The organism is Streptomyces scabiei 87.22 (assembly GCF_000091305.1).
GTDB classification, from domain to species: Bacteria; Actinomycetota; Actinomycetes; order Streptomycetales; family Streptomycetaceae; genus Streptomyces; species Streptomyces scabiei.
Genome location: NC_013929.1, coordinates 10088117 through 10109562, shown reverse-complemented (window position 1 = coordinate 10109562; position 21446 = coordinate 10088117). Strand labels below are relative to the sequence as shown.

Genomic DNA, 21446 nt, shown 5'->3' with positions numbered 1-21446 from the left:
CGGGTCCATGGGCGGCCGGCGGGAGCGCAGCGTGGGTGGTGCTCGCTGCCCGCTCCTCATCCGCTGCGCGCATACGGGCCGCGTCAGCGCACCAGCACCGCGACGACGGTGACTCGTGAGCCCTCGGGCCTCGCCCGCCCCCGCTCGATACCGCCTGCACACTCCGGGATGTCAGCCGGCGGCGACGGCAGCCCCGGCGTATGCCATCGCCGTCAGGGCCAGTACGGCCGCGGGAAGAGCTCGCGCGGGCGGGTCACCGTGGCGCAGGTGGACCACGGCGGCAGCCGTCATGAGCAGAGCCAGCCCGGCAGCGGCGGCCACGCCGAGCGGGGCCGAGGCCAGGCCGAGCAGCAGACCGGCGGCTCCGGCGATCTCCAGGGCACCGATCACCCGGTAGAGGGTCAGTGACAGGCCCAGGTGCGCAGCTGCCTGACGCATGAACGGAACGGCGGCGATCTTCGCCGTTCCGAAGGAGAAGAAGATCAGTGACAGTGCGACGGCGAGGGTGAGGTGTGCGGTGGTCATGCCGATCGGTCCCGGTGCTCGGCGCCCAGGCGGGCGTAGTGGTCGATGAGGTGGGGGGCGTCCACGGCGGCCAGGTCGACGACCTGCTCGACCGGGGCACCCTGGAGGATGCGCTTGACGGGGACCTCGAGCTTCTTGCCGGTGCGGGTGTGCGGGATCCCGGGCACTTCGAGGATCTCGTCGGGGACGTGCCGGGGTGAGGCGCCACTGCGGATGGCTTCCCTGATGCGGTCGCGCAGAGTGTCGTTCAGTTCGGTTCCGGCGGCCGGCACCACGAACAGCGGCATCCAGTAGCCGCCGTCGGGTTCCTCCGCGCCGATGACGAGGGCCTCGGCGATCTCCGGAAGGCGTTCGACGACGTCGTGGATGTCGGCGCTGCCGAGCCGGACGCCGTTGCGGTTGAGCGTGCTGTCGGAGCGGCCGTGGACGATGACCGAGCCGTGTGCGGTGACCGTGATCCAGTCGCCGTGCCGCCACACGCCGGGATAGTAGGAGAAGTAGGCGTCGCGGTAGCGGGTGCCGTCGGGGTCGTTCCAGAAGGACAGCGGCATCGACGGCATCGGGCGGGTGACCACCAGTTCGCCGACCTGGCCCACCACCGGAAAGCCCTCGCTGTCGTACGCGGCCAGCGCCACTCCCAGGTGCGGCGCGGACAACTCCCCAGCCCACACGGAGGTGTTGGGCGCGCTGCCCGCGAAGCCGGAGACGATGTCCGTGCCGCCGCTGACGGAGGCCAGCAGCACGCGGGCGCCGACGTGCTTGCGGACCCAGGGGTAGGCGGAAGCCGGCAGGGCGGAGCCGGTGCAGCCGACCACGCGGATCGACGACAGGTCGTGCACCGAGGGGTCGATGCCGAACTTGGCCATGCCCAGCAGGTACTGGGGGCTGGTGCCGAAGACGGTCACCCGGTGGCGGGCGGCCAGCTTCCACAGGATGTCGGGCTGGGCCAGGGGCGCCGGGCTGCCGTCGTAGGTGCAGGTCGTGGCGCCGGTCAGGAGGGTGGAAACGACCAGGTTCCACATCATCCAATGGGTGGTGGTGTACCACAGGAGCCGTTCGCCGGGGCCGAGGTCGCAGTGCAGGCCGAGGGTCTTGAGGTGCTCCAGCAGGACACCGCCGTGGCCGTGGACGATGCCCTTGGGCAGGCCGGTGGTGCCGGAGGAGAACACCACCCACAGCGGGTGGTCGAACGGCACCGGTACGCAGGTGAGTTCCTCGGAGCGGGTCGAGGCGTCCTCCCAGGGGACGACGAGCGACGGATACGCTCTCGACGGCCACGGCAGGCCCACGTGGTCCACCAGCAGGGTCGCCTTCAACGTCGGCAGCTGTCCGGCGAGTTCGAGGGTGGCGTCGCGGCGGTCGTGGGTGGTGCCGTTGAACAGGTAGCCGTCGGCGGCGATCAGCACGGTGGGTTCGAGCTGTGCGAACCGGTCGGCGGCGGCCCTGGGGGCGTAGTCCTGTCCGCACACCGACCACACCGCGCCCAGGCTCGCGGCGGCGAGGAACGCGACGATCGCGTGCGGGGTGTTGGGCAGGTACCCCACCACGCGGTCCCCCGTGCCGACACCCAGATCGCGCAGGGTCGCGGCGACGGACGCGACCTGGGCGCGCAGGCGGCTCGCGGTCACCTCGTAGCAGGAGCCAGTCTCGTCGAGGGCGACGATCGCCACGGCGTCGTCGGCGAGGTTGCGCAGGGCGTGGTGGGCGTAGTTGAGGGTGGCGCCGGGGAACCAGCGGGCGCCGGGCATCCGCTCCTCCGCCAGGACCCGCTCGTGGGGAGTGTTCGCGTCGATGTCGAAGTACTCCCACACCGCCCCCCAGAAGCCCTCCAGGTCGGTGACCGACCACCGGTGCAGGGCTGCGTAGTCGGAGCCGGCCATCCCGGCGTGACGGGCGAAGTCCATGATGGTGCTGTCCGCGACGGCCTGCGGATCAGGCGTCATGAAAGGGCTGGGCACGGTCATCGTGTGGCGCTCCTCAGCGGGCTCGTGCCGGCGCTCCGCCGGAGAGGGTGGGGACTGCGGGTGGTGTACAGGAGGGGTGCCCAGGCGGCGGTGCCGGTGAAGGCGGAGCCCCCGGCGGGAACGACGTCCAGGACGACACGGTCGGGTCTCAGGAGTACGGCTTCCGCCCGGCCGGCGCGCAGCCAGGCGGCGAGGGTGCCGGCGTCGCCGGCGTCGGCCACGGTGATCGTCCGCACACCGAGGGCGTGGGTGAGCGCGCTCAGCGAGGGCCAGGGATCCGCGGCGGTCACCATGGCGAAGGAATCACCGAGCACCTCGTCGAGACGGCCGCGTCGACCTGCGACGCTCACCCACGGTTGCGGGCAGTGGGTGCCCACGAGGCCCCGGCGGGCCGTGCGCCGCACCAGGGGCCCGGCGGTCAGGGGCGGGCTGAGACCGCGGCCCGCCACCGTGGTGAGCCCCGGTATGCGACAGGCCGCGGCCAGGAGCCTGCGGCGCACCGCGGCGGCACCGTCCTGGCCGCCGGTCATGGCCCAGCCCATGGCGACCGCCAGCCGGATCACATGCCGGGCATGCGGCTTCCGCTCGCTCTCGTACGTGTCCAACAGCCCTTCGTCCCCGCCCTGTTGCAGGACACGGGCCAGCTTCCAGGTGAGGTTGTAGGCGTCCCGTAGTCCCGTGCACAGGCCCTGCCCGACGAACGGCGGGGTGAGGTGGGCCGCGTCGCCGAGGAGGAAGACCCGGCCGCTGCGCCACCGGTCGGCGATCCGCGCCCGGAAGGTGTACCGCGTGTCACGGACGACCTCGACGTCCCCGTCGTACGACGGTGGCAGCCACGGGGCGATCAGCTCGCGCACCGGCACCTCGGTGTCCCCGAGGCGGAACTCCCAGCGGTAGCGGTCCTCGCCGACGCGCATGAAGGTCGCCGGGCGGCGCGGGTCGCAGACCTGCTCGACGCCCTCCCAACAGCGCACATCGGCCTTGGTCCGGACGTCGATGACCCTCCAGCGTTCCTCGAAGCGCAGGTCCTCCCATACGGCGCCGACGGCCTCGCGGGTGAGGCTGCCCGCGCCGTCGCAGCCCAGCACCGCCGCGGCCCACACCTCGTGCTCGCCGCCGTCGCGGTAGGTCACCCGCACGGGGCCCGTGGTGTCCGGGCCGACGCCGGTGACCTCCACACCGCCGCGCAGTTCGCACTCCGGGTGCCGGGCGAGGGCGGCGCGCAGCAGCCGTTCCAGTTCGGGCTGGTCGAACATGCTGGTCTGGGGGTAGCCGTGGTGGCCGTCCCCGGAACGGCGGAACTCGGCCATCACCCGGTGCCGGGCATCCAGCAGCCGCAGCCCGTTCGCCGGGCGGGCGATCGCGGTGAACTCCTCCCCCACGCCCGCCGCCTGGAGGATCCTGCACACCTCGTCGTCGGTGGCCACCGCACGCGGGAGGGGGTAGACGTCCCTGTGGCGTTCCAGGACGACGGTACGGACTCCGCGTCCGGCGAGGAGGAGTGCGGCGGTCACGCCCACCGGTCCGGCGCCGATGATCACCACAGGCAGGTCGTACGCGTTGTGTTCGGGGGTCATGTGCGGCTCACTTCGGGTCTTGTCGCTGGTCGCTTCGGGACGCGTCGCCGGTCGCTTCGGGACTCATCGCGGGTCGGCGACGGGGGTGCGCTGCTCACCCAGGTCGATCCGGCCGTCCGGGGTGGCGATCGTCGCCGTGATCACGTCACCGGAGTGCAGATAACGCGGGTTCCTGGCCTGCGTCTTGAAGAACGACTTCCACTTCAGGGCCGGCGGGAGCAGTGCGCCGATCTTCTCGACGGGTTTGGGCGGAGCCTTGAGGGCCGTGCCGCCGGGGGTGCCGGTGAGCAGCAGGTCGCCGGGGTCGAGGGTCTGGAAGCGGGCCAGCAGCGTGAGGGCCTGCGCAGGGCGGACGATCATGTCGGCGAGGGTGCGGTCCTGGCGCAGCTCTCCGTTGACGGAGAGCTTCAGCCGCAGGTCGAGGAGATGGGCGAAGTCCTCCGGTTCCAGCAGGGCCAGGTGGGGCCCGGTCGGCGTGAAGGTCGGGTAGGACTTGCTCTCGTAGAACTGCGTCCTGGTCAGCTGGATCTCGCGGGCGCTGACGTCGTTGGTGATCACCAGCCCGGCGACGTACGCCGGCAGGTCCCGTTCCTCGACCACGGTGCCGACGGGCAGCGGCGCCCCCATGACCAGGCCGAGTTCGATCTCGTAGTCCAGGAACCTCACATGGGAGGGGCGGACGACGGCCTCGCCCGGGCCGCTGACCGAGCCGGACGCCTTGCGGAAGAAGGCGGGCGGGATATCCCCGGTGAAGCCCGAATCCCGCGCGTGACTGCGGTAGTTGACCATCTGGGCCACCACCCGGCAGGGGGTGGTGACCGGTGAGAGGACTGCGAGGTCGGCGACGGGCGTGCCCGCGTCGGCCGACCGTGCCGCCTCCCGTACGGCGTCACGGTCGGCGATGAGTTCAGCGGTGGTCACGGCCTTGGTGTCGACCTGGACGGCCCGGTCGCCGCAGAGGACCCACCAGCCGTCGGGGGTGCGCAGGACATTGGTGCTCATGGCAGTACCTTCGTGAGGGGGTTGAGGCTCAGGACGTGGTGGCCCTGAGCAGGCCCAGCAGGCGCGCGGGGTCCATCTCGTTGTCACCGCGCAGGGCCTCGACGACGTCCCGGATCCGCTGCGGGGAGGGGCTCGCGCCGAGGAAGTCGCGGGTGGCGGGCGGGCCCCACTGGGCCAGGCCGCTGGTCGACATGGGTGCCCAGCCCGGCTCGACGTCACAGGTGAACAGGTCGCCGTCGGCGAAGTGCTCCAGCATGAAGTCGTCGGGGTCGCGCCAGTAGTCGAAGAGCTGGCTGCCCTGGACGTGCCGGCCGATGCCCCAACTACGTCGGTAGCCGCGCTCCTTGAGGTACTCACCGCCCGCCGCGATCGCGTCCAGGTCGGTCACCTGGTAGGCGGAGTGGACGTATCCCGTTCCCGGCCCCAGGTGCATCGCCAGCGTGTGGTGGTCGGCCGGCACGCCGCCCAGGTCGCAGCGTATGAACGCCATCGTCGGACCCCGGTCGCGCTGTCCGTCCAGGAACAGGAAGTCCGACACGATCATCCCGAGAGTGTCCAGATACCACTGAAGGGCCCGCGCGAACACCCGAGTCTCCAGCACCACATGACCCAGCCGCTGGATCCTGGACGGTTCGCGTGGCGGACGCTGGACGGCATCGACACGACGGTGAGCGGTGCCGAAGTTGAGGAGCAGCGGCTGCTGCCCCGGCAGTGCGGGGAGCAGTTCGGCGCGGTGCACGACCCGCACCGGGAAGCCGGACGGGTCGAGCAGGCCCACCACCTTGCCGCCGCCGGGCACGTCCGCGTCCCGTACGGCCGACCCGGTCGCCCGTGCCAGCCGGTCCAGGTCGGCCCGCTCGGCCGCACGGAACACCGGGCCGACGAAGCGGGACGTACGGCCGCGCCGGATCACCATGCAGGGCGGGCCGGCGAAGGTGCCGCGCAGCCACAGTTCCCCCTCGGTGCGAGCGGCGATCCCGAACCCGAAGTCCCGCGCGAAGACCTCGGCGCGGTCCAGGTCGGGCTTCTCGAACTCCAGCCACGCCAGGTCCGCCACTTTGATCACGGGGTTCCGGGAACGGCCCGGGCGCTCGCCGCGCAGGGCGCCCTGTTCGCTGTGCAAGGCCTGGTGGGCGGTCTTGACATCGGCCCCGAGCGTGCGGGTTTCAGACATGGCGCCCTCCGACGACATCCTCATAATGAGGAAATCATCAACCTTGACGAGATCGTCGTCAAGGGTCCGCCTCGAGTAAATGATGAAAGCATCAAAGATGCAGTCGTCATCGATCACGCGGATAGACTCTGTGCATGCCCAGCCCAGCCCCCTCCAGCAATCGGTTCGAGCGACGCCGCGCCGAGACCCGTCGCGCGCTCATCCACGCGGCCCGGCAGATACTCGCCGAGAGCGGCGACACAAGCGCCAGCATCCAGGCGATCGCCGAACGCGCGGACGTCGGCTTCGGCTCCTTCTACAACCACTTCGACTCCAAGACGGAGCTGTTCGAGGCGGCGGTGGTGGACGCCATGGAAGAGTTCGGCCAGAACTTCGACGAGCACCTGACCGGGATCGACGATCCCGCGGAACTCGTCGCGTCCGGCTTCCGCCTCAGCGCCCGCATGGCCGACTCCCAGCCGGAGCTCATGCAGGTCCTGCGCCGCCGCGGTCTCGGCCACATCCACTCGGACAACGGCCTGGCCCGCCGGGCCCTGCGCGACCTCGAGGCCGGCCTGGCGTCCGGCCGCTTCACCCCGGTCGACCCGGCGGTCGCCCTGACCGCACTCGGCGGAACCCTGCTCTCCCTGGCGGAGCTGCGCTTCGCCCGCCCCGACCTGGACGGCGACCAGGCCGCGACCGACCTCGCCGAGATGGTCCTGCGCATGTTGGGCGTACCCCCCGACGACGCCCATGAGGTCGCCCGGCGCCCCCTCCCCGACACCGCCGCACAGGCCGGCCCCACCAGGTAACCGGACCAGGGGTGTCGGCATTCTCTGCGCCGCCGTGGCCCGTCCCGCGAAGTGGCGGGGCCGCAGCCCGCCCTGCTCTCAGACCGCGCGGAGCGCGGCGGACTGCACAGGTGCGTCCGTCTTCGCGCGGAGCTCCTCCAGGGTGACGCCGGGGGCCCTCTCGACGACCGTGAAACCCCCGGGGGTGACGTCGAGGACTCCCAGGTCGGTGATGACGCGGTGGACACACGCCTGGCCGGTCAGGGGCAGGGTGCACTCGGTGAGGAGCTTCGGGCTGCCGTCCCTGGCGGTGTGCTCCATCAGGACGATCACCCGGCGGGCACCGTGGACCAGATCCATCGCGCCGCCCATGCCCTTGACCATCTTGCCGGGGATCATCCAGTTGGCCAGGTCACCGCGCTGCGACACCTGCATGGCGCCCAGCACCGCGGTGTCGATGTGGCCGCCGCGGATCATGCCGAAGGACAGGGCCGAGTCGAAGAAGGACGCGCCGGGCAGCACCGTGACGGTCTCCTTCCCGGCGTTGATGAGGTCGGGGTCGACCTCGTCCTCGCGGGGGTAGGGGCCCGTGCCGAGGATGCCGTTCTCGGAGTGCAGCACCACGTGCACGCCGGGCGGGAGGTGGCCGGGGACGAGGGTGGGCAGGCCGATTCCGAGGTTGACGTAGGAGCCGTCGGTGAGTTCGGCGGCGGCTCGGGCGGCCATCTGGTCGCGGGTCCAGCTCATGCGCGTACGGTCCTCTTCTCGATCTGCTTGTCGGCGGCCTGCTCCGGGGTCAGGGGCACCACCCGCTGGACGAAGACGCCCGGCAGATGGATCTCGCCCGGGTCCAGCTCGCCCGGGTCCACGAGCTGCTCCACCTCGGCGACGGTGATCCGGCCCGCCATCGCGGCGAGCGGGTTGAAGTTGGCGGACGCCTTGCGGAAGACCAGATTGCCGTGGCGGTCGCCGCGCCAGGCCCTCACCAAGGCGAAGTCGGTGGTGATGGCGTGCTCCAGCACGTGCGGCCGGCCGCGGAAGTCGCGGGTCTCCTTGGGCGGTGAGGCCACGGCGACCGAGCCGTCCGCCGCGTACCGCCACGGCAGGCCGCCGTCCGCCACCTGTGTGCCGACACCGGCAGGGGTGTAGAAGGCGGGGATGCCCGCGCCGCCCGCGCGCAGCCGCTCGGCCAGCGTGCCCTGCGGCACCAGCTCCACCTCCAGCTCGCCCGACAGGTAACGGCGGGCGAACTCCTTGTTCTCGCCGACGTAGCTGCCCGTCACGCGGGCGATGCGGCCGGCGGCGAGCAGGATGCCCAGGCCGCGGTCGTCCACACCGCAGTTGTTCGAGACGACCTCGAGGCCGGTGGCGCCCTGCTCGTGCAGGGCCCGGATCACGGTCTCGGGGATGCCGCTGAGGCCGAAGCCGCCGACGGCCAGGGACGCGCCGTCACAGATGTCGGCGACCGCCTCTTCGGCGGACGCGCTCACCTTGTTCATGAGGAGGGAGCCCTTTCGGTCTTTGCGCTGCGGAGGTCCGGCGCCGCAGGCGAACTCATGGCGTCCGCGATGGACTTGGCACCGCCGTGTGCGGTGAGGCCGCCGTCGACCGGGATCTCGGCGCCCGTGATGAACGAGGACTCGTCGGACAGAAGGAAGACGACGAGCGGGGTGATCTCGTCGACCGTGCCGGTGCGGCCGAGGGGGGTCTCCCGGATGTTCGCTTCGCGGAAGACGGGCGCCGCGGAGGCGGTCATCTCGGTCTCGATGAAACCGGGATGGATCGTGTTGACGCGGATGCCGCGCGGGCCGAGCTCCGTGGCGGCTGCCCTCGACAGTCCGCGCAGCGCCCATTTGCTGGTCGTGTAGGCGACCGGGTAATGACCGGTGAGCGCGGCGGTCGAGCCCACGTTGACGATGGACGCCCCGGGCGGCATCAGCGGCGTCAGGTGCTGGATGCCCAGGAGCGGGCCGGTGACGTTGACGGCGTGGACGCGGGCGAGGTCGTCGGGCGTGACGTCGCCGAGCCGAGCGCGCCAGGTGATGCCCGCGTTGTTGACCAGGCCGTGCACCTTCCCGTAGGAGTCGTGCAGTTCCGCGGCGAGATCGGCCCACTGCCCGCCGTCGGTGACGTCGAGGAGGCGGCAGCCGGGCGCCTCGGTCACGTCGGTGGCGATGACGTGGGCGCCCTCGTGCCTCAGTGCCTCGGCCTCGGCGGCGCCCTGGCCGCGCGCGGCGCCGGTGACGACGACGACCCTGCCGCGCAGTCTCGTGGGATGCGGGACGTTCACGGCCGCTCCCGGGTGCGGCGACGGGCCCTCGGCAGCGGCACCGGGGCGCTGCCGGCGACGACGGTGTTGGAGACGGTACCGATGCCCTCCACCGTGAGCGTGACCGTGTCGCCGGGCTTCAGGGGAGGCGGCGACTGCTCACCCCGCACACCCCACAGCTCGGCGAGACAGCCGCCGTTGCCGCAGGTCCCCGAGCCGAGGACGTCACCGGGGCGCACGACGGTGCCGCGGGAGGCGTAGGCAGCCATCTCCTCGAAGGTCCAGCTCATGTTGGACAGCAGGTCCTTGCCGACGACCTCGCCGTTGACGGCGGCGGTGAGCCCGAGGCGCAGGAATCCGTCGGCGTCGCGGTACGGCTCCAGTTCGTCGGCGGTCACCAGGTACGGGCCGAGGGTGGCGGCGGTGTCCTTGCCCTTGCACGGGCCGAGGCGGACCTGCATCTCACGGGACTGCAGGTCGCGGGCCGACCAGTCGTTGAAGACGGTGTAGCCGATGATGTGGTCGCGTGCCTGCCGGGGACTGAGGTTCCGCCCTTCCCGGCCGATGACGGCGGCGACCTCCAGTTCGAAGTCGAGGGCGCTGCTGCCGGGCGGTACGGGGACGTCGTCGTGGGCGCCGATCAGCGCGTAGGGGTTGGTGAAGTAGAAGGTCGGGGCGTCGTACCAGGCTTCGGGCACGCCACCGACACCGTCCACGGACCGTCGTACGCCCTCGACGTGCTCCTCGAAGGTGACGAAGTCCCGGATGGTGGGCGGCTGGAGCGGGGGCAGGAGCCGTACCTCGGAGACGTGGGGGCCGGCCGGCAGGTCGAGCGTGGCGTTGCCCTCTTCCAGCAGCGCGGGCAGGCCGCCGCCCCGGGCCAGCAGGTTGGTCAGGGAGCCGACCCCGGGGAGAGGGAAGAGCGTGCCGTCCTCCTCGACGACGGCCACGTGGCGTCGGTTGCGGTACTCGTACGCGGCGAAACGCATGGCGGTTTCCTGTCGGCTTTCGGCGTTGGGGGCGGGCGCGAAGGCCGGGGGCGCGGCGTGGGAGTCAGGGCCTGACAGGGCCACCGCGCCCCCGGGGACCGGAGGGCTTCGCCGATCAGACCGGCGGGGCGACGAACACGCCGCGGTCGACGTCGTTGAAGGATTCCTTGGTGACCAGTTCGTTCATGGGGTTGGCGGTGCCCCACTGGTCGGTGACCTCGGGCTCGGAGAAGTCGTAGACGTGCGGGTGCCAGGTGTCCTCGTCCAGCAGCTCCAACTCCGTCGTGTACTCGACGGTGTTGCCGTGCGGGTCGAGGAAGTAGGTGAAGGTGTTGTCGCCCGCCATGTGCCGGCCCGGCCCCCAGATCTTGCGGGCGCCGGAACGGATGACACGGCCGGAGCCGCGCATGTACTCGTCGATTCCGCGCATCTCGAAGGAGATGTGGTGCAGCGAGGTGTGCGGTCCCCTGGCGATGGCCATGGAGTGGTGCTGGTTGCTGATCCGCATGAAGTGCATGACGTCGCCGATATGCGGATGGCCGAGCGTGTCGGACAGCCGGAAGCCGAGGTGCTCCTCGTACCAGGCCTTGGTCTTGTCCAGGTCCGGGGAGTTGAGCACGACGTGCGACAGCTTGACCGGGATGGACTCCTTCTCCTCGATCTTGCGGTGCTGCCGTACCTCGACGTCGGCCGAGACCTCGATGGTGCGCCCGTCGACGTCGAAGAAGCGGAAGCCGTAGCCGCCGCCGGGAGTGTCGGCCTTGCCCGGCTGGGTGACCAGCTCAACACCTCCGGCGAGGAGTTGAGCTGCGAGCGTGTCCACGTCGGCCGGGCTCGCGGCACCGTAGGACACGAGGTCGAGGCGCTTCTCCTCGGCCTTGCGCAGCCGTACGACGTACTGCTCCGGGCTGCCCTCGGCGGCCAGGAAGGAGATGCCGGAGTCCTCGGCGACCTTGGTCAGGCCCCAGACACCGGCGTAGAAGTCGAGTTGCCTGTCGTAGTCGGGCACGGCGAGGTCGACGTGCCGGAGGTGGGTGAGCAGGCGGTTGTTCATGGGGGGAAGCTCCTCACACGAGGTTGAGCAGAGCGGCGGCGTTTGCGCCGCGGACGGAGTGGAAGTCGGTGTCGGGCAGGTCCGCGGCGCGCAGCGCGCCGAGCGGGTCCTCGGTGCCCATGTCGAAGGGGAAGTCGGAGCCGAGCAGGACGCGGTCGGCGCCGGCGACGTGGATCAGCTCCCGTAGGGTGCGCGGGTCGTGGACCAGGGAGTCGAACCAGATCCGCCGGAGGTAGCTGCTCGGCGGATGGGCGCAGCCGGCTTGCGCGTCGGGGCGGGCGGACCAGGCGTGGTCGGAGCGGCCGATGTGGGTGGGCAGGTAGCCGCCGCCGTGTGCGGCGATCAGCTTCAGCCGTGGGTGCCGGTCGAGTACGCCGGAGAAGATGAAGTGGGACAGGGCGACCGCGTTCTCCGTGGGCTGCCCGACGGTGTTGGAGAGGTACCACTGGTCGAGGCGTTCGTCGAGTGTGCAGCCGAAGGGGTGCAGGAAGAGGATCGCGCCCGTCTCCTCGGCACACGTCCAGAAGGGTTCGTACGCCGGGTCCGAGAGTTCGCGGCCCGGTGCGTGCGAGGACAGCTCGACGCCCAGCAGGCCGATTCCCATGGCGTGTTCGAGCGCTCGCACCGCCAGGTCGGGGTGTTGCAGCGGGACGAGCCCGAGGCCGTGCAGCCGGCCGGGCGCCTGCGCGCAGTGCGCGGCCGTCGCCTCGTTCGCGAGCAGGCACAGCTTCTCGGCCGTGTCCTGGTCCGCCCAGTAGTGGTAGTGCGAGGGGGAAGGGCTGACCAGCTGGACGTCCACGCCCTGCGCGTCCATCGCGGCGATGCGTACGGCGGCGTCGGTCAGGTGCGGGATGCGCTCGCGCACCATGGGGCCGTTGACGGTGAGGGCTGCCTGTCCGTTGCGGCGGGCGTCCAGGGCCCGGGCTTCGGCGAGGCCGGGTCTGTCGGCCACCAGGGCCTCGACCTCGGGCAGCAGGACGTGTGCGTGGACGTCGACGGTCGGGGCGGAGCGGGTGCCGGCGTCGGGGCGGTGGGCCGTCACGGCAGCTCCCTGAGGGTGGCCATGATGGGACCGGTCAGCCCGGGCACGTCACCGCGGACACCGTCGAGCTGCCACTGCCCGATCTGCACGGACGCGTCGACGACCGTCCGTACGCGATCGATCCGCCGCTCGTAGTAGCGCGTGAGTGTGTCCGTGCCCCATGGGGACCCGTCGGTCAGCAGTTGGGCCAGCACCCAGGCGTCCTCCAGGGCCATGGCCGCGCCCAGCGCCATGGTGGGCGGACAGCAGTGCGCGGCGTCACCGACGAGGACGACCCTGCCGCGGTGCCAGGAGCCCTTCACCAGCAGCCGGTCGAACCAGGTGTAGTTGACCTGCGCAGGGTCGGTGATCGACGCGCGGATCTCCTCCCAGACACCGCCGTAGCCCTCGGCGAGACGGCGCATCTCCTGCGCGTAGGTCTCGGGTGGGATCGTGGCGCGGTCCCGGGAGCGCTCCACCAGGATGGCGTAGATCGTGTTCTCGCTGGTGGGGGTGTAGCCGGCGATGAGGCAGGGGCCTCCGAAGGAGAGGTCGCTGCGTCGCACTCCGGCCGGGCGGGGCGCCGGGGTGCGCCAGATGGCCATGCCGGTCGGCTCGGGCTTGTCGTCGATGCCGATGGCGGCGCGGGTCGTGGAGTTGAGGCCGTCGGCGGCGACGACGAGGTCGTAGCGGCCCTCGGTGCCGTCGCTGAAGCGGGCGGTCACCGAGGTGTCGTCCTGGGTGACGATCTCGGTGCTGGTGCCGAGGCGGACGTGTGCGCCGGAGGCCCGGACGGCTTCGATGAGGATGCGCTGGAGCACCGGGCGCTGCATGCCGAGAGTGGCGGGCAGGTCGTCGCCGCCGGTGCGGGCGACCTCGCCCACGTGGAGCACGGTGCCGTCGGGCGCCGTCATGCCCAGGGTGTCGTAACCGAAGCCGTGCTCGCGGACCTCGTCCCAGACGCCGATCTCGCGCAGCACGCGCAGGGCGTTGCCCTGCAGGGTGATGCCGGAGCCGCGTACGTTCCAGTCCGGCTTGATCTCGACGAGGTCGACGTCGATTCCGGCCCGGCGCAGCATCACGGTCAGGACGTTGCCCGACGTGCCCCCTCCGATGACCAGGACTCTCTTCTTTTCCTTGTTCTCCATGGCCAACTCCTTCGTTGGGCTGGTCATTTGACGGCGACCGGGTTGACGGGGGAGCCGACGGCTCCGGTGATGGGCAGGGGTGCGGCGGTGAGCCAGAACTCGTACACGCCGTCGGCCGCGCAGTCGTCGGCGAGGGTGTCGGGGTCCCACATCTCGCCGATCAGCAGGCCGATGTGGGGGATGGCGATCTGGTGCAGCGGCTGGAAGGCGTCGTCGAACTCGTTCGGCCGTACCTCGAAGCCCCAGGTGTCGGTGGCGATCGCGGCGATCTCGCTCGTGTGCAGCCAGCCGGCCGTGGTGAAGGACAGTCCGGGTGAGTCACCGCCCGCGTAGTCGCCCCAGCCCTCGCGGCGGGCGCGCGCCAGCCGTCCGGTCCGGACGACGACGATGTCACCCCGGCCGACGGCCACGCCGTGCGCCCGGGCCGTCGCGGTCAGATGGTCCTCGGTGATCGCGTATCCGTCGGGAAGCTCTCCGCGAGCGTCGCCGATCACCCGGCCGACGTCGAGCAGGACGCCGCGTCCGGCGACGTACGGGGCCATGTGCTCGATGCCGGTGACCAGATCGCCGTCCGAGGTGACGGTCTTCGCAGCGTCCCGTCCGTTCCACGCCTTGCCGTGGTCGAAGATGTGCCCGAGCCCGTCCCACTGGGTGGAGCACTGCAGGGGCATCGCGATCACGTCGTCGGCTCCGCCGATGCCGTGCGGGAAGCCCTGGTTGCCGAGGGCGGCGTCGGTGCCCGTGTCGAGCATGGTGTGGACGGGGTTGGTGCGGCGGCGCCAGCCCTTCTGCGGGCCGTTCATGTCGAACGACTGCGACAGCGAGAAGCTCACGCCCCGGCGGACCAGTGCGGCACCCTCGCGCCGCTTGGCGTCGTCGAGGAAGTTCAGGGTGCCGAGCACGTCGTCCTCGCCCCAACGCCCCCAGTTGGAGCAGCGCTTGGCCGCCTCGGCGATCGCGCCCTCGGGATCGCGCCGGTCGGGACTCATGCCGGGCCCTGCGCCACACAGCGGGTGCGCTGCGCGCCGAGTCCGGTGATGGAGCCCTCCATGACGTCACCCTCGCGCAGCAGCCGTCCCCAGTGGATGCCGTTGCCGGCCGGGCTGCCGGTGAGCACCAGATCGCCCGGCAGGAGCCGGGAGGTCCGGGAGATGTACGACACCAGTCGCGCGATGCCGAAGAGCATGTCCTTGGTGGACTCGTCCTGCATGGTGTCGCCGTTGAGCTTCAGGGTGACCCGCAGGTCACCCGGGTCGGTGATCGACTCGGCGGGCACGATCCACGGCCCGAGCGGCGTGAAACCCGGCGCGTTCTTGCAGCGCAGCCAGTCCGTGCCGATGGCCTTCATGTCCCGGCGGAAGACGGTGGCGCGGTCGGTGAGGTCGTTGGCGATGGTGTATCCGGCGACGGCCTCCAGAGCCTCCTCGACGGACAGCCGGTAGGCGGGCCTGCCGATGACGGCCGCCAACTCCAGTTCCCAGTCGGGCTGTTCGGCCCAGTCCGGGAGTACGACATCGTCGTAGGGGCCCGCGATCGTGGTCGGCAGGCCGATGAACACGTACGGCAGGTCCTCGGTGGCCCGCCGGTCCATGACCGCGGCGATCTCCGCCCGCGCCTCCTCGACGGTGCGCGGGTCGTCCGGGGCGCGGTGGGCGACCTCCAGGTCGATCACGTGCTGGCGGTAGTTGGCGCCGGACTGGAAGATCTGGCGCGGCTCGACGGGTGCGTGCACCCGCAGGCCCTTCAGAGGCTGCCACGCGGCCGACTCGTCCGACGCGAGGTCGCGTAGGCGCGGGAGCAGCTCCTCCCAGCGCTCGAAGACCTGCCGGCTGGTCAGCGCGGGTTCTTCGAAGGCGTCGCGCAGGTCCAGCACACGGTCTCCGGGTACGACCAGGCCGGGATACACGGACTGGTCAGGGCCAGAGAGGGTGCCGAGGGCGAAGGGTCCGGAGAAGGGCTGGGAAGCGGCTGCGGGTTTCACGGGAATGTCCTCCAGATTGCGATGACAACAATGTGGCGCCCGCGTCGTAATCTGGGAAATAGATTGTTTAGATGTTGATCATCCATCCTGTAGATGCTGCGGTGTCCGGCAGCCACGCTCTGGAGGCGTCGTGTCCCTCTCCGGCCTCGATCTCAATCTCGTCCTGTCCCTGCGGGCCCTGCTGGAGGAACGCAACGTCACCCGTGCCGGCCAGCGCGTCGGGCTCAGCCAGCCGGCGATGAGCGCGGCCCTGGCCCGCCTGCGCCGGCACTTCGACGACGATCTCCTCTCCCGCGTCGGCAGACAGTACGAACTGACCGCCCTCGGCCGCGCTCTGCTGGACCGCACCACCACCGCCTGCGACCTGCTGGACCGCGTCTTCAGCAGCAGGGCCGACTTCGCCCCGGGCAGCGAGGAGCACGAGTTCACCCTGCTCACCTCCGACTACGCCCTCACCGTGTTCGGCGCCGAACTCGCCCGGACCGTGCACGCCGAGGCCCCGGGGGTACGGCTGCGCTTCCAGCGCACGCCCGCCGACGTCACGGAGGACACGGAACCCCTGCTCAGCACGGCCGACGGACTCCTGATGCCGCGCGGCGTCATCAGCGGCTTCCCCGCCGTCGACCTGTTCACCGACCGCTGGGCTTTCCTCGTCGCCGAGGCCAACGACGAGGTCGGCGACGAGCTCACCATGGACGACCTCGCGCGGCTGCCGTGGGTCGTCTATCAGCGCGCCTACGACGCCCCGGCCGCCCGGCAGCTCAGCATGCTCGGCGTCGATCCCCGCGTGGAGATCTCCGTCGACAGCTTCCAGGCACTGCCCTTCCTGGTCGCCGGCACCCGTCGGATCGCGCTGGTGCAACAGCGCCTGGCCGAGCTGCTGAGCGGCGTGGCACCGGTACGTCTCATGGAGCCCCCCTATGCGGCGGTTCCGCTCCAGGAGGCACTGTGGTGGCACCCGGTGCACACCCACGACGCGGCCCACATCTGGCTGCGCGAGGTCACAGCGCGCGTCGGAGCGAAGCTCGCCGTGTCGGAGCCCCGCCGCATTGCCGGAATGCCATCGAGGTGACGGGCGGGTACAGGTGCTCAGCATCCAGGTCTTGGATGATCCACATCTTCGATCCCGATCGGACGAGGGCTAGGCAGGGCCTGCCCGCTGGCCCATAGTCGTCTCAACCCGGCGCCGGAGCCGCGCCACCGTCCCCTGCCGGGAGTGCGCGGGGCGCCGGCTGGTCGTCCGCGCGCTCCGAACGTCTTCCACGGGTGCCGGACGGTCCGACCGTGACGGCCGCACCACCCGTACCCTCCCGACACGCCACGTGGAGTTCCCGCATGCCCGCACCCCTGCCTCCGCTTCCCAGCCCGCCGTCCGACCCCGTGGCGGACGCACCGTCCGAGCAGGTCGTGTCCGGCCCGGGCCACCGGCTTCGCCTCACGCTGCTGATGGCCGGTGCCTGTCTGCCCATCCTGGGCGCCGTGCTCATCGCCCCGGTCCTGCCGAAGATGCACGACCACTTCGCCCACGTGCCGGGGGTCGACGCACTCGTCCCCATGGCCCTGACGATCCCCGCTCTGTCGCTGGCGCTGCTGGCCCCGTTCGCCGGCGTCGTCGTCGACCGGCTCGGCCGCAAGCGGCTGCTCATCGTCTCGACGGTGGTGTACGCGCTGTTCGGCACCGCGCCCCTCTGGCTGGACTCCCTCGGCGCCATCGTCGCCAGCCGCGCCCTCGTGGGCGTCACCGAAGCCGCCATCATGACGTGCTGCACCACGCTGATCGGCGACTACTACACCGGCCGGCAGCGCGACCGCTACCTCGCGATGCAGACGATGTGCGCCGCGATCTCCGCGACGGCCTTCCTTCTCGTGGGCGGCGCGGCCGGGTCGGCCGGCTGGCGCGTACCGTTCTGGGCCTACGCCGTGAGCCTGCTGCTCGCCCCCGCCATGGCGGCCTTCCTGGCCCAGCCCCGACCCGACGACCGTGCCAAGGCCCTCTCCCCCACGGTCCCGGACGTCATGGGCAAGCGGCCCTTCCCCTGGCGTCCGCTGGCCGGCACCTGTGCGCTGACGGTCTTCGGCGCCGTCCTGTTCTACACCCTCCAGGTGGAGATGTCGTTCCTCCTGGACGACATGGGCGTGACCGAGACCAGCATGATCGGACTGGCCACCGCCATCACCAGTGCCGCGATCGTGGTCGGCTCCGTCGTGTTCACCAGGACCGGCCGTGCCCCGCAAGCCTGGCTGCCGACCGCCTTCGGCCTGTGCGCCGCCGGCTTCGCCGTCGTGTGGCTCGCTCCCAACCCCGTCGTGCTGACCATCGGTGCCGTGATCAACTGCCTCGGTGGCGGCATCATGCTGCCGAGCCTGCTCACCCTCGCCATGTCCAAGCTGGAGTTCGCCGACCGCGGTCGTGGCATCGGCCTGTGGACGGGGTCCTTCTTCCTCGGTCAGTTCCTGTGCCCGCTGATGGTGCTCGCGCTGACCTCGGTCGTCGGCTCCACCGCGGCATCCATGGGCGTACTGGCTCTCTCCGGGGCCGTCGCGAGCGCCGCACTCGGCCTCGCCGCACGTCGGCGCCGTGCGGGGGCAGTCCCCGCGCCGATCCAGCAGATCGCGGGCTGATCCGGCGCCGCCCCGGGTCACGTCCACGGCCTGACCGTCTGGAAACCCCACTCGTCGAGATCGGCATCGCGGACATCCCGCGATGCCGATCGCACCCCGTCCCACGGAGCCACAGGATGCTGACCCTGATCGCCGCCGTCCGCCGCAAGCCGGGCATGACGCACCTGGCGTTCGTGCACCACCTCCACCATGTGCACGGCCCGCTGGCCGCCGCGAAGCCTCTCGGGGTGCGGCGATACGTCCAGAACCATGTCTTCGACGCGTCCTTCGGTGCCGAGGGCGATGCGGCCCACCTGGCCGAGTTCGGCCGGGACGCCGTCACCGAACTGCAGTTTGACGACCAGGACGCGTTGGCCGTCACGATGTCCGACCCGTACACGCGCGAGGTGATCGGCCCCGACGGCGCACACTTCAACGACATGCCCTCGGCCGTGGCCCTGCTGGCGAGGCCCTCGGCGAACACGTCACCGCCGCCGTCGCCTCCCGAGGCCGACGGACGGGTCAAGGTGCTGCACTTCCTGAGCAGGGCGCAGGGCGTGAGCCTGGACAACTTCACCGAACGGGCGCTCGGCGCCCACGAGGCCGCCCTCTCCCGTGACGAGCCCCACACCAAGGCGGTGCGCGCGCACGTCCACCACGTGCGGGTACCGGGAGCAGAGCAGGCCCTGCGCCACTTCGGCGGTCAGGATCGGCATGCCTACGAGGCGGTCACCGCCCTGTACTACGACTCCGCGGACGAGGCCCTGACCCACTTCCCGGCGTACGAGCGGTCGCTGCGCGAGCCGTCAGCGGGAAGCGGCCGCTTCTACGACCCGTCCCGCTCGTTCGTTCTGTACTGCCGCGAGGTGACGATCTTCGAACAGCCGTGATCGGAAGCGCGTCCCTCAACTCCCGTTCCCGCGCGGACGGTCACCGAGTGAGCGTCGTATCCACCGAATGCGGCGTGCCCGGCCGGAAGCCGTTCGATCATGATGGGGCGAGTTCGACGACCGGCGGCCGGTCGTACTGCTGTCGGAGAGTGACGCGTCCGGGTTCCGGGTGATGCAGGTCGTGCTCCGGCGGGCACCGACATCAGTGGTCTGGGCGTCGAAGTGGTGGTTGAACAGCGCCTGCCGCCATCCCTCACGCCAAGACCGGCGCCACCGTTCCACCGACCGCACACTGACCCGGAGCCGTTTGGCTATCACCACGTTCTTCTCGTCCCGCGCAAAGCAGTCGGCGGCGAGCATACGCACCTGCTCACGCGCGGCCTGCCCTTGCGGAGTGAGACCACCACCCTGGGCATACCTCATGGCCACGAGCTACCGCAGGGATCAAGCGATGTCACCCCCGACAACTCAACGGAAAGGTCAGTAACAGGTCATGTTCTTCATCGGCAGCCTGCCGGTGGTCAGGTAGGCGGTGGCCGTCTTGTCGGCGCAGGTGCCCAGGCCGTAGACACCGTGCCCGACACCTCCGGCGACCGTGACCATCTTCGCCCCCTTCATGGCACGGCGCAGACCCCGGCCGCTGGTCAGTGGTGTCTGGAAATCCCACTCGTACTGCAGGATCAGTGCGCGGACCTTGTTGTCGACCCTGGTGGCGGGCTCACTGCCTTGCTTCTTCCAGAAGGCGCACGGCTTGATGTTGGACACGAAGTCGCCGTACACCGGGTACGCGGCCTTGTCCCGGATCGCGTCGCTGCGGTACTGCTCCGGATCACGCGGCCAGTCGCGGGTGTCGGCGCAGGCGATGGACCAGAAGGCGGCCCCTTCGTTGTCCGAGGGCACGGCACGGCCGAACGACGACTGAGCCTGCGGGGGCGCCTTGAGGTCCTGGCCGGAGGACGGAGACCTGCCACCTGCAGCCTTCTTCACCTTGGCGATCCACTTGGCGGCGTCGCTCAGGTAGAAGAACTTGACACGGCTCTCGGAGCGGATGTCGGCACCGGCCAGTGAGGTGCCCTCGTAGCGGATCGGCTCGCGGTCCGCCCGGGCGACCAGGTCGTAGAACGTCTTGCGGACCGCCTCGGGGGTGCTGCCCAGCCTGTACGTGGGGTTCCGGCGGGCAGTCCACTCGGTCCACCTGGCGAAGGCGGGCTCGGCACCCTGCGCCCAGTCCTGGAAGACGCCGCGCCAGATCCGGGCCGGGTCGGCGGCGCTGTCCAGCACGAAGCGGTCGGTGTGCTCGGGGAACATCTGTGTGTAGACCGCGCCGAGGTAGGTGCCGTACGAGACCCCGAGGTAGGAGATCTTCTTCTCGCCGAGCACGGCACGGATCACGTCCATGTCCCGGGCGGTGTTGCGGGTGGTGATGTGCCGCAGCTTGTCGCCCTGCTTGGCATAGCACTTCTCGGCGACGGTCCGGGCCCACGTGACGTCCTTGGTAAATGTCTCGGGCTTGTAGGGCCGCTCCCGGTTCTGTTCCTTGGACGTCAGACCACAACTGACGGGGGAGCTTTCACCGATGCCCCGCGGGTCGAAGCCGACGAGGTCGTACTTCCTCGTCACGGACTTCGGCAGGATGTTCGCCTCGTCCATCGGCATGGTGACGCCCTCACCGCCCGGGCCGCCCGGGTTGAGCAGGAGCACACCTCGACGCTCGTTCTTGGTGCTTGTCTTCATTCTCGATATCGCGAGGTCGAGCGTCCTGCCGTCCGGGCGGCTGTAGTCGAGCGGCACCTTGATCCTGGCGCACTGGTAGGTGGCCGGCAGTCGCTTGGCGCAACGGTGCCACGACGGCTCCTGCTGGAGGTACGGGCCGAGCGGATCGCCCGCGGCGGATGCCATGGAGGGGGCCAGCACAGGAATCAGAGCGGGAACCAGGGTGGCGACGACACCGGCCGCCAGGAGGGACGCCATTCGACTTCTTCGCACAGGGAGGACCTCGGGATCAGTGGGGTGGTACGCGCTGACCCTGCCGTGAAAGGGAGTTGGACGCATCCATCGCACGACCAAAGGCTTCTCCGCCCACAGACGGAGGGGAAGGCGCCACAGATGGTCCCTGAGTCGCACAACCGCGACCGGCCCCGCGACGTCTTCCCCAAGTGGCCACGATATGTGGGCGTTGGACGGCCCGAGCCTGCGGCTCCGACGGCCACAGCGTCGCTGCCGGGCTGCCCCTCGTGGTCACCGCCGACGGACGCATGAGCGGCTTCTGCGGCACCGACCGTCTCGCCGACTCGGGCGCACGTCCCCTCGGCGCCTGACGGCTCCGGCGACCACGCGACCGGGACCGGTGCGCACCTGCGTTCCGGACCGACAGGTCTGCCCTTGACCTCCGCCGTGAAACAGCGATGTGGCGGACAGTCCGTTCGCCAGATGTTCCCCAAGGTGTCGATACCGAACCCAGGTACTCGCCACCTGTCACTC

Annotated in this window: 20 protein-coding genes and 1 pseudogene; 5 read left to right on the top strand and 16 right to left on the bottom strand. The window is 70.8% G+C overall.

Going from position 1 to position 21446, the window contains the following annotated elements; genetic code table 11:
• Window positions 1-171: 171 nt before the first annotated feature.
• The 5 genes from SCAB_RS43350 to SCAB_RS43330 form a co-directional block, all read right to left on the bottom strand.
• Entirely contained in the window at window positions 172-525 is a 354-nt protein-coding gene (locus SCAB_RS43350) for a DoxX family protein (RefSeq protein ID WP_013006432.1), read from the bottom strand.
• Entirely contained in the window at window positions 522-2489 is a 1968-nt protein-coding gene (locus tag SCAB_RS43345; RefSeq protein ID WP_013006431.1) for an acetoacetate--CoA ligase, read from the bottom strand. The genes SCAB_RS43350 and SCAB_RS43345 overlap by 4 nt, the downstream gene beginning before the upstream one ends.
• Window positions 2486-4066 carry a bifunctional 3-(3-hydroxy-phenyl)propionate/3-hydroxycinnamic acid hydroxylase MhpA gene (mhpA, locus tag SCAB_RS43340; RefSeq protein ID WP_013006430.1) on the bottom strand — a complete coding sequence of 527 codons (1581 nt, stop codon included), beginning with the start codon at window positions 4064-4066 and terminating at the stop codon, window positions 2486-2488. Before mhpA ends, SCAB_RS43345 begins: the two co-directional genes overlap by 4 nt.
• 63 nt (window positions 4067-4129) lie before the next feature.
• Window positions 4130-5068, bottom strand: a complete 939-nt coding sequence (locus SCAB_RS43335) for a fumarylacetoacetate hydrolase family protein (protein ID WP_013006429.1) — start codon at window positions 5066-5068, stop codon at window positions 4130-4132.
• A 28-nt stretch (window positions 5069-5096) separates the two neighbouring features.
• Entirely contained in the window at window positions 5097-6242 is a 1146-nt protein-coding gene (locus SCAB_RS43330) for a VOC family protein (RefSeq protein WP_041670229.1), read from the bottom strand.
• Window positions 6243-6376: 134 nt separating this feature from the next.
• Between SCAB_RS43330 and SCAB_RS43325 the strand changes: the two genes are divergently transcribed.
• A complete protein-coding gene (locus SCAB_RS43325; protein WP_013006427.1) occupies window positions 6377-7033 on the top strand; it encodes a TetR/AcrR family transcriptional regulator in 657 nt (218 codons plus the stop codon).
• A 78-nt stretch (window positions 7034-7111) separates the two neighbouring features.
• On the opposite strand, the gene SCAB_RS43320 is transcribed toward SCAB_RS43325, so the two are convergent.
• The 9 genes from SCAB_RS43320 to SCAB_RS43280 all read right to left on the bottom strand — a co-directional run bounded on the left by SCAB_RS43320 (window position 7112) and on the right by SCAB_RS43280 (window position 15474).
• On the bottom strand, window positions 7112-7759 hold the full coding sequence (locus SCAB_RS43320; protein ID WP_013006426.1) for a CoA transferase subunit B: 648 nt from the start codon (window positions 7757-7759) through the stop codon (window positions 7112-7114).
• Window positions 7756-8511: a CoA transferase subunit A gene (locus SCAB_RS43315; protein WP_013006425.1), complete on the bottom strand. Its 756-nt coding sequence runs from the start codon at window positions 8509-8511 to the stop codon at window positions 7756-7758. Before SCAB_RS43315 ends, SCAB_RS43320 begins: the two co-directional genes overlap by 4 nt.
• Window positions 8508-9302, bottom strand: a complete 795-nt coding sequence (locus SCAB_RS43310) for an SDR family NAD(P)-dependent oxidoreductase (protein WP_013006424.1) — start codon at window positions 9300-9302, stop codon at window positions 8508-8510. Before SCAB_RS43310 ends, SCAB_RS43315 begins: the two co-directional genes overlap by 4 nt.
• A complete protein-coding gene (locus SCAB_RS43305) occupies window positions 9299-10270 on the bottom strand; it encodes a fumarylacetoacetate hydrolase family protein (RefSeq protein ID WP_013006423.1) in 972 nt (323 codons plus the stop codon). Before SCAB_RS43305 ends, SCAB_RS43310 begins: the two co-directional genes overlap by 4 nt.
• A gap of 115 nt (window positions 10271-10385) precedes the next feature.
• On the bottom strand, window positions 10386-11324 hold the full coding sequence (locus SCAB_RS43300) for a VOC family protein (RefSeq protein ID WP_013006422.1): 939 nt from the start codon (window positions 11322-11324) through the stop codon (window positions 10386-10388).
• 13 nt (window positions 11325-11337) lie between these two features.
• Window positions 11338-12366 carry an amidohydrolase family protein gene (locus SCAB_RS43295; protein ID WP_013006421.1) on the bottom strand — a complete coding sequence of 343 codons (1029 nt, stop codon included), beginning with the start codon at window positions 12364-12366 and terminating at the stop codon, window positions 11338-11340.
• On the bottom strand, window positions 12363-13493 hold the full coding sequence (locus SCAB_RS43290; RefSeq protein WP_013006420.1) for an FAD-dependent oxidoreductase: 1131 nt from the start codon (window positions 13491-13493) through the stop codon (window positions 12363-12365). The genes SCAB_RS43295 and SCAB_RS43290 overlap by 4 nt, the downstream gene beginning before the upstream one ends.
• Window positions 13494-13516: 23 nt before the next feature.
• On the bottom strand, window positions 13517-14482 hold the full coding sequence (locus SCAB_RS43285) for a cyclase family protein (protein WP_013006419.1): 966 nt from the start codon (window positions 14480-14482) through the stop codon (window positions 13517-13519).
• Window positions 14479-15474 carry a fumarylacetoacetate hydrolase family protein gene (locus SCAB_RS43280; RefSeq protein ID WP_041670228.1) on the bottom strand — a complete coding sequence of 332 codons (996 nt, stop codon included), beginning with the start codon at window positions 15472-15474 and terminating at the stop codon, window positions 14479-14481. Before SCAB_RS43280 ends, SCAB_RS43285 begins: the two co-directional genes overlap by 4 nt.
• 130 nt (window positions 15475-15604) lie before the next feature.
• Here SCAB_RS43280 and SCAB_RS43275 point away from each other — a divergent pair, with 130 nt between their 5' ends.
• The 3 genes from SCAB_RS43275 (at window position 15605) to SCAB_RS43265 (ending at window position 18965) form a co-directional block, all read left to right on the top strand.
• A complete protein-coding gene (locus SCAB_RS43275; protein ID WP_013006417.1) occupies window positions 15605-16546 on the top strand; it encodes a LysR family transcriptional regulator in 942 nt (313 codons plus the stop codon).
• A gap of 263 nt (window positions 16547-16809) precedes the next feature.
• Window positions 16810-18096, top strand: a complete 1287-nt coding sequence (locus tag SCAB_RS43270) for an MFS transporter (protein WP_037729094.1) — start codon at window positions 16810-16812, stop codon at window positions 18094-18096.
• A gap of 116 nt (window positions 18097-18212) precedes the next feature.
• Window positions 18213-18965: an EthD domain-containing protein gene (locus SCAB_RS43265; RefSeq protein ID WP_013006415.1), complete on the top strand. Its 753-nt coding sequence runs from the start codon at window positions 18213-18215 to the stop codon at window positions 18963-18965.
• Between the two features lie 252 nt (window positions 18966-19217).
• Here SCAB_RS43265 and SCAB_RS49575 read toward each other — a convergent pair.
• Together SCAB_RS49575 and SCAB_RS43260 are read right to left on the bottom strand one after the other, a co-directional pair.
• Window positions 19218-19388, bottom strand: a pseudogene (locus SCAB_RS49575) (helix-turn-helix domain-containing protein); the annotation flags it as partial.
• Window positions 19389-19445: 57 nt separating this feature from the next.
• Entirely contained in the window at window positions 19446-20936 is a 1491-nt protein-coding gene (locus SCAB_RS43260; protein ID WP_013006413.1) for an alpha/beta hydrolase, read from the bottom strand.
• Window positions 20937-21121: 185 nt separating this feature from the next.
• Between SCAB_RS43260 and SCAB_RS47495 the strand changes: the two genes are divergently transcribed.
• Window positions 21122-21283 carry a hypothetical protein gene (locus tag SCAB_RS47495; RefSeq protein WP_158512280.1) on the top strand — a complete coding sequence of 54 codons (162 nt, stop codon included), beginning with the start codon at window positions 21122-21124 and terminating at the stop codon, window positions 21281-21283.
• The last annotated feature ends 163 nt before the right edge of the window (window positions 21284-21446 follow it).

What these genes read in the sequence shown, in the direction of transcription:
- SCAB_RS43350 (WP_013006432.1), bottom strand. Translation starts at nt 525, where the DNA reads ATGACCACCGCACACCTCACCCTCGCCGTCGCACTGTCACTGATCTTC.
- SCAB_RS43345 (WP_013006431.1), bottom strand. Translation starts at nt 2,489, where the DNA reads ATGACCGTGCCCAGCCCTTTCATGACGCCTGATCCGCAGGCCGTCGCG.
- mhpA (WP_013006430.1), bottom strand. Translation starts at nt 4,066, where the DNA reads ATGACCCCCGAACACAACGCGTACGACCTGCCTGTGGTGATCATCGGC.
- SCAB_RS43335 (WP_013006429.1), bottom strand. Translation starts at nt 5,068, where the DNA reads ATGAGCACCAATGTCCTGCGCACCCCCGACGGCTGGTGGGTCCTCTGC.
- SCAB_RS43330 (WP_041670229.1), bottom strand. Translation starts at nt 6,242, where the DNA reads ATGTCTGAAACCCGCACGCTCGGGGCCGATGTCAAGACCGCCCACCAG.
- SCAB_RS43325 (WP_013006427.1), top strand. Translation starts at nt 6,377, where the DNA reads ATGCCCAGCCCAGCCCCCTCCAGCAATCGGTTCGAGCGACGCCGCGCC.
- SCAB_RS43320 (WP_013006426.1), bottom strand. Translation starts at nt 7,759, where the DNA reads ATGAGCTGGACCCGCGACCAGATGGCCGCCCGAGCCGCCGCCGAACTC.
- SCAB_RS43315 (WP_013006425.1), bottom strand. Translation starts at nt 8,511, where the DNA reads ATGAACAAGGTGAGCGCGTCCGCCGAAGAGGCGGTCGCCGACATCTGT.
- SCAB_RS43305 (WP_013006423.1), bottom strand. Translation starts at nt 10,270, where the DNA reads ATGCGTTTCGCCGCGTACGAGTACCGCAACCGACGCCACGTGGCCGTC.
- SCAB_RS43300 (WP_013006422.1), bottom strand. Translation starts at nt 11,324, where the DNA reads ATGAACAACCGCCTGCTCACCCACCTCCGGCACGTCGACCTCGCCGTG.
- SCAB_RS43290 (WP_013006420.1), bottom strand. Translation starts at nt 13,493, where the DNA reads ATGGAGAACAAGGAAAAGAAGAGAGTCCTGGTCATCGGAGGGGGCACG.
- SCAB_RS43285 (WP_013006419.1), bottom strand. Translation starts at nt 14,482, where the DNA reads ATGAGTCCCGACCGGCGCGATCCCGAGGGCGCGATCGCCGAGGCGGCC.
- SCAB_RS43270 (WP_037729094.1), top strand. Translation starts at nt 16,810, where the DNA reads ATGCCCGCACCCCTGCCTCCGCTTCCCAGCCCGCCGTCCGACCCCGTG.
- SCAB_RS43265 (WP_013006415.1), top strand. Translation starts at nt 18,213, where the DNA reads ATGCTGACCCTGATCGCCGCCGTCCGCCGCAAGCCGGGCATGACGCAC.
- SCAB_RS43260 (WP_013006413.1), bottom strand. Translation starts at nt 20,936, where the DNA reads ATGGCGTCCCTCCTGGCGGCCGGTGTCGTCGCCACCCTGGTTCCCGCT.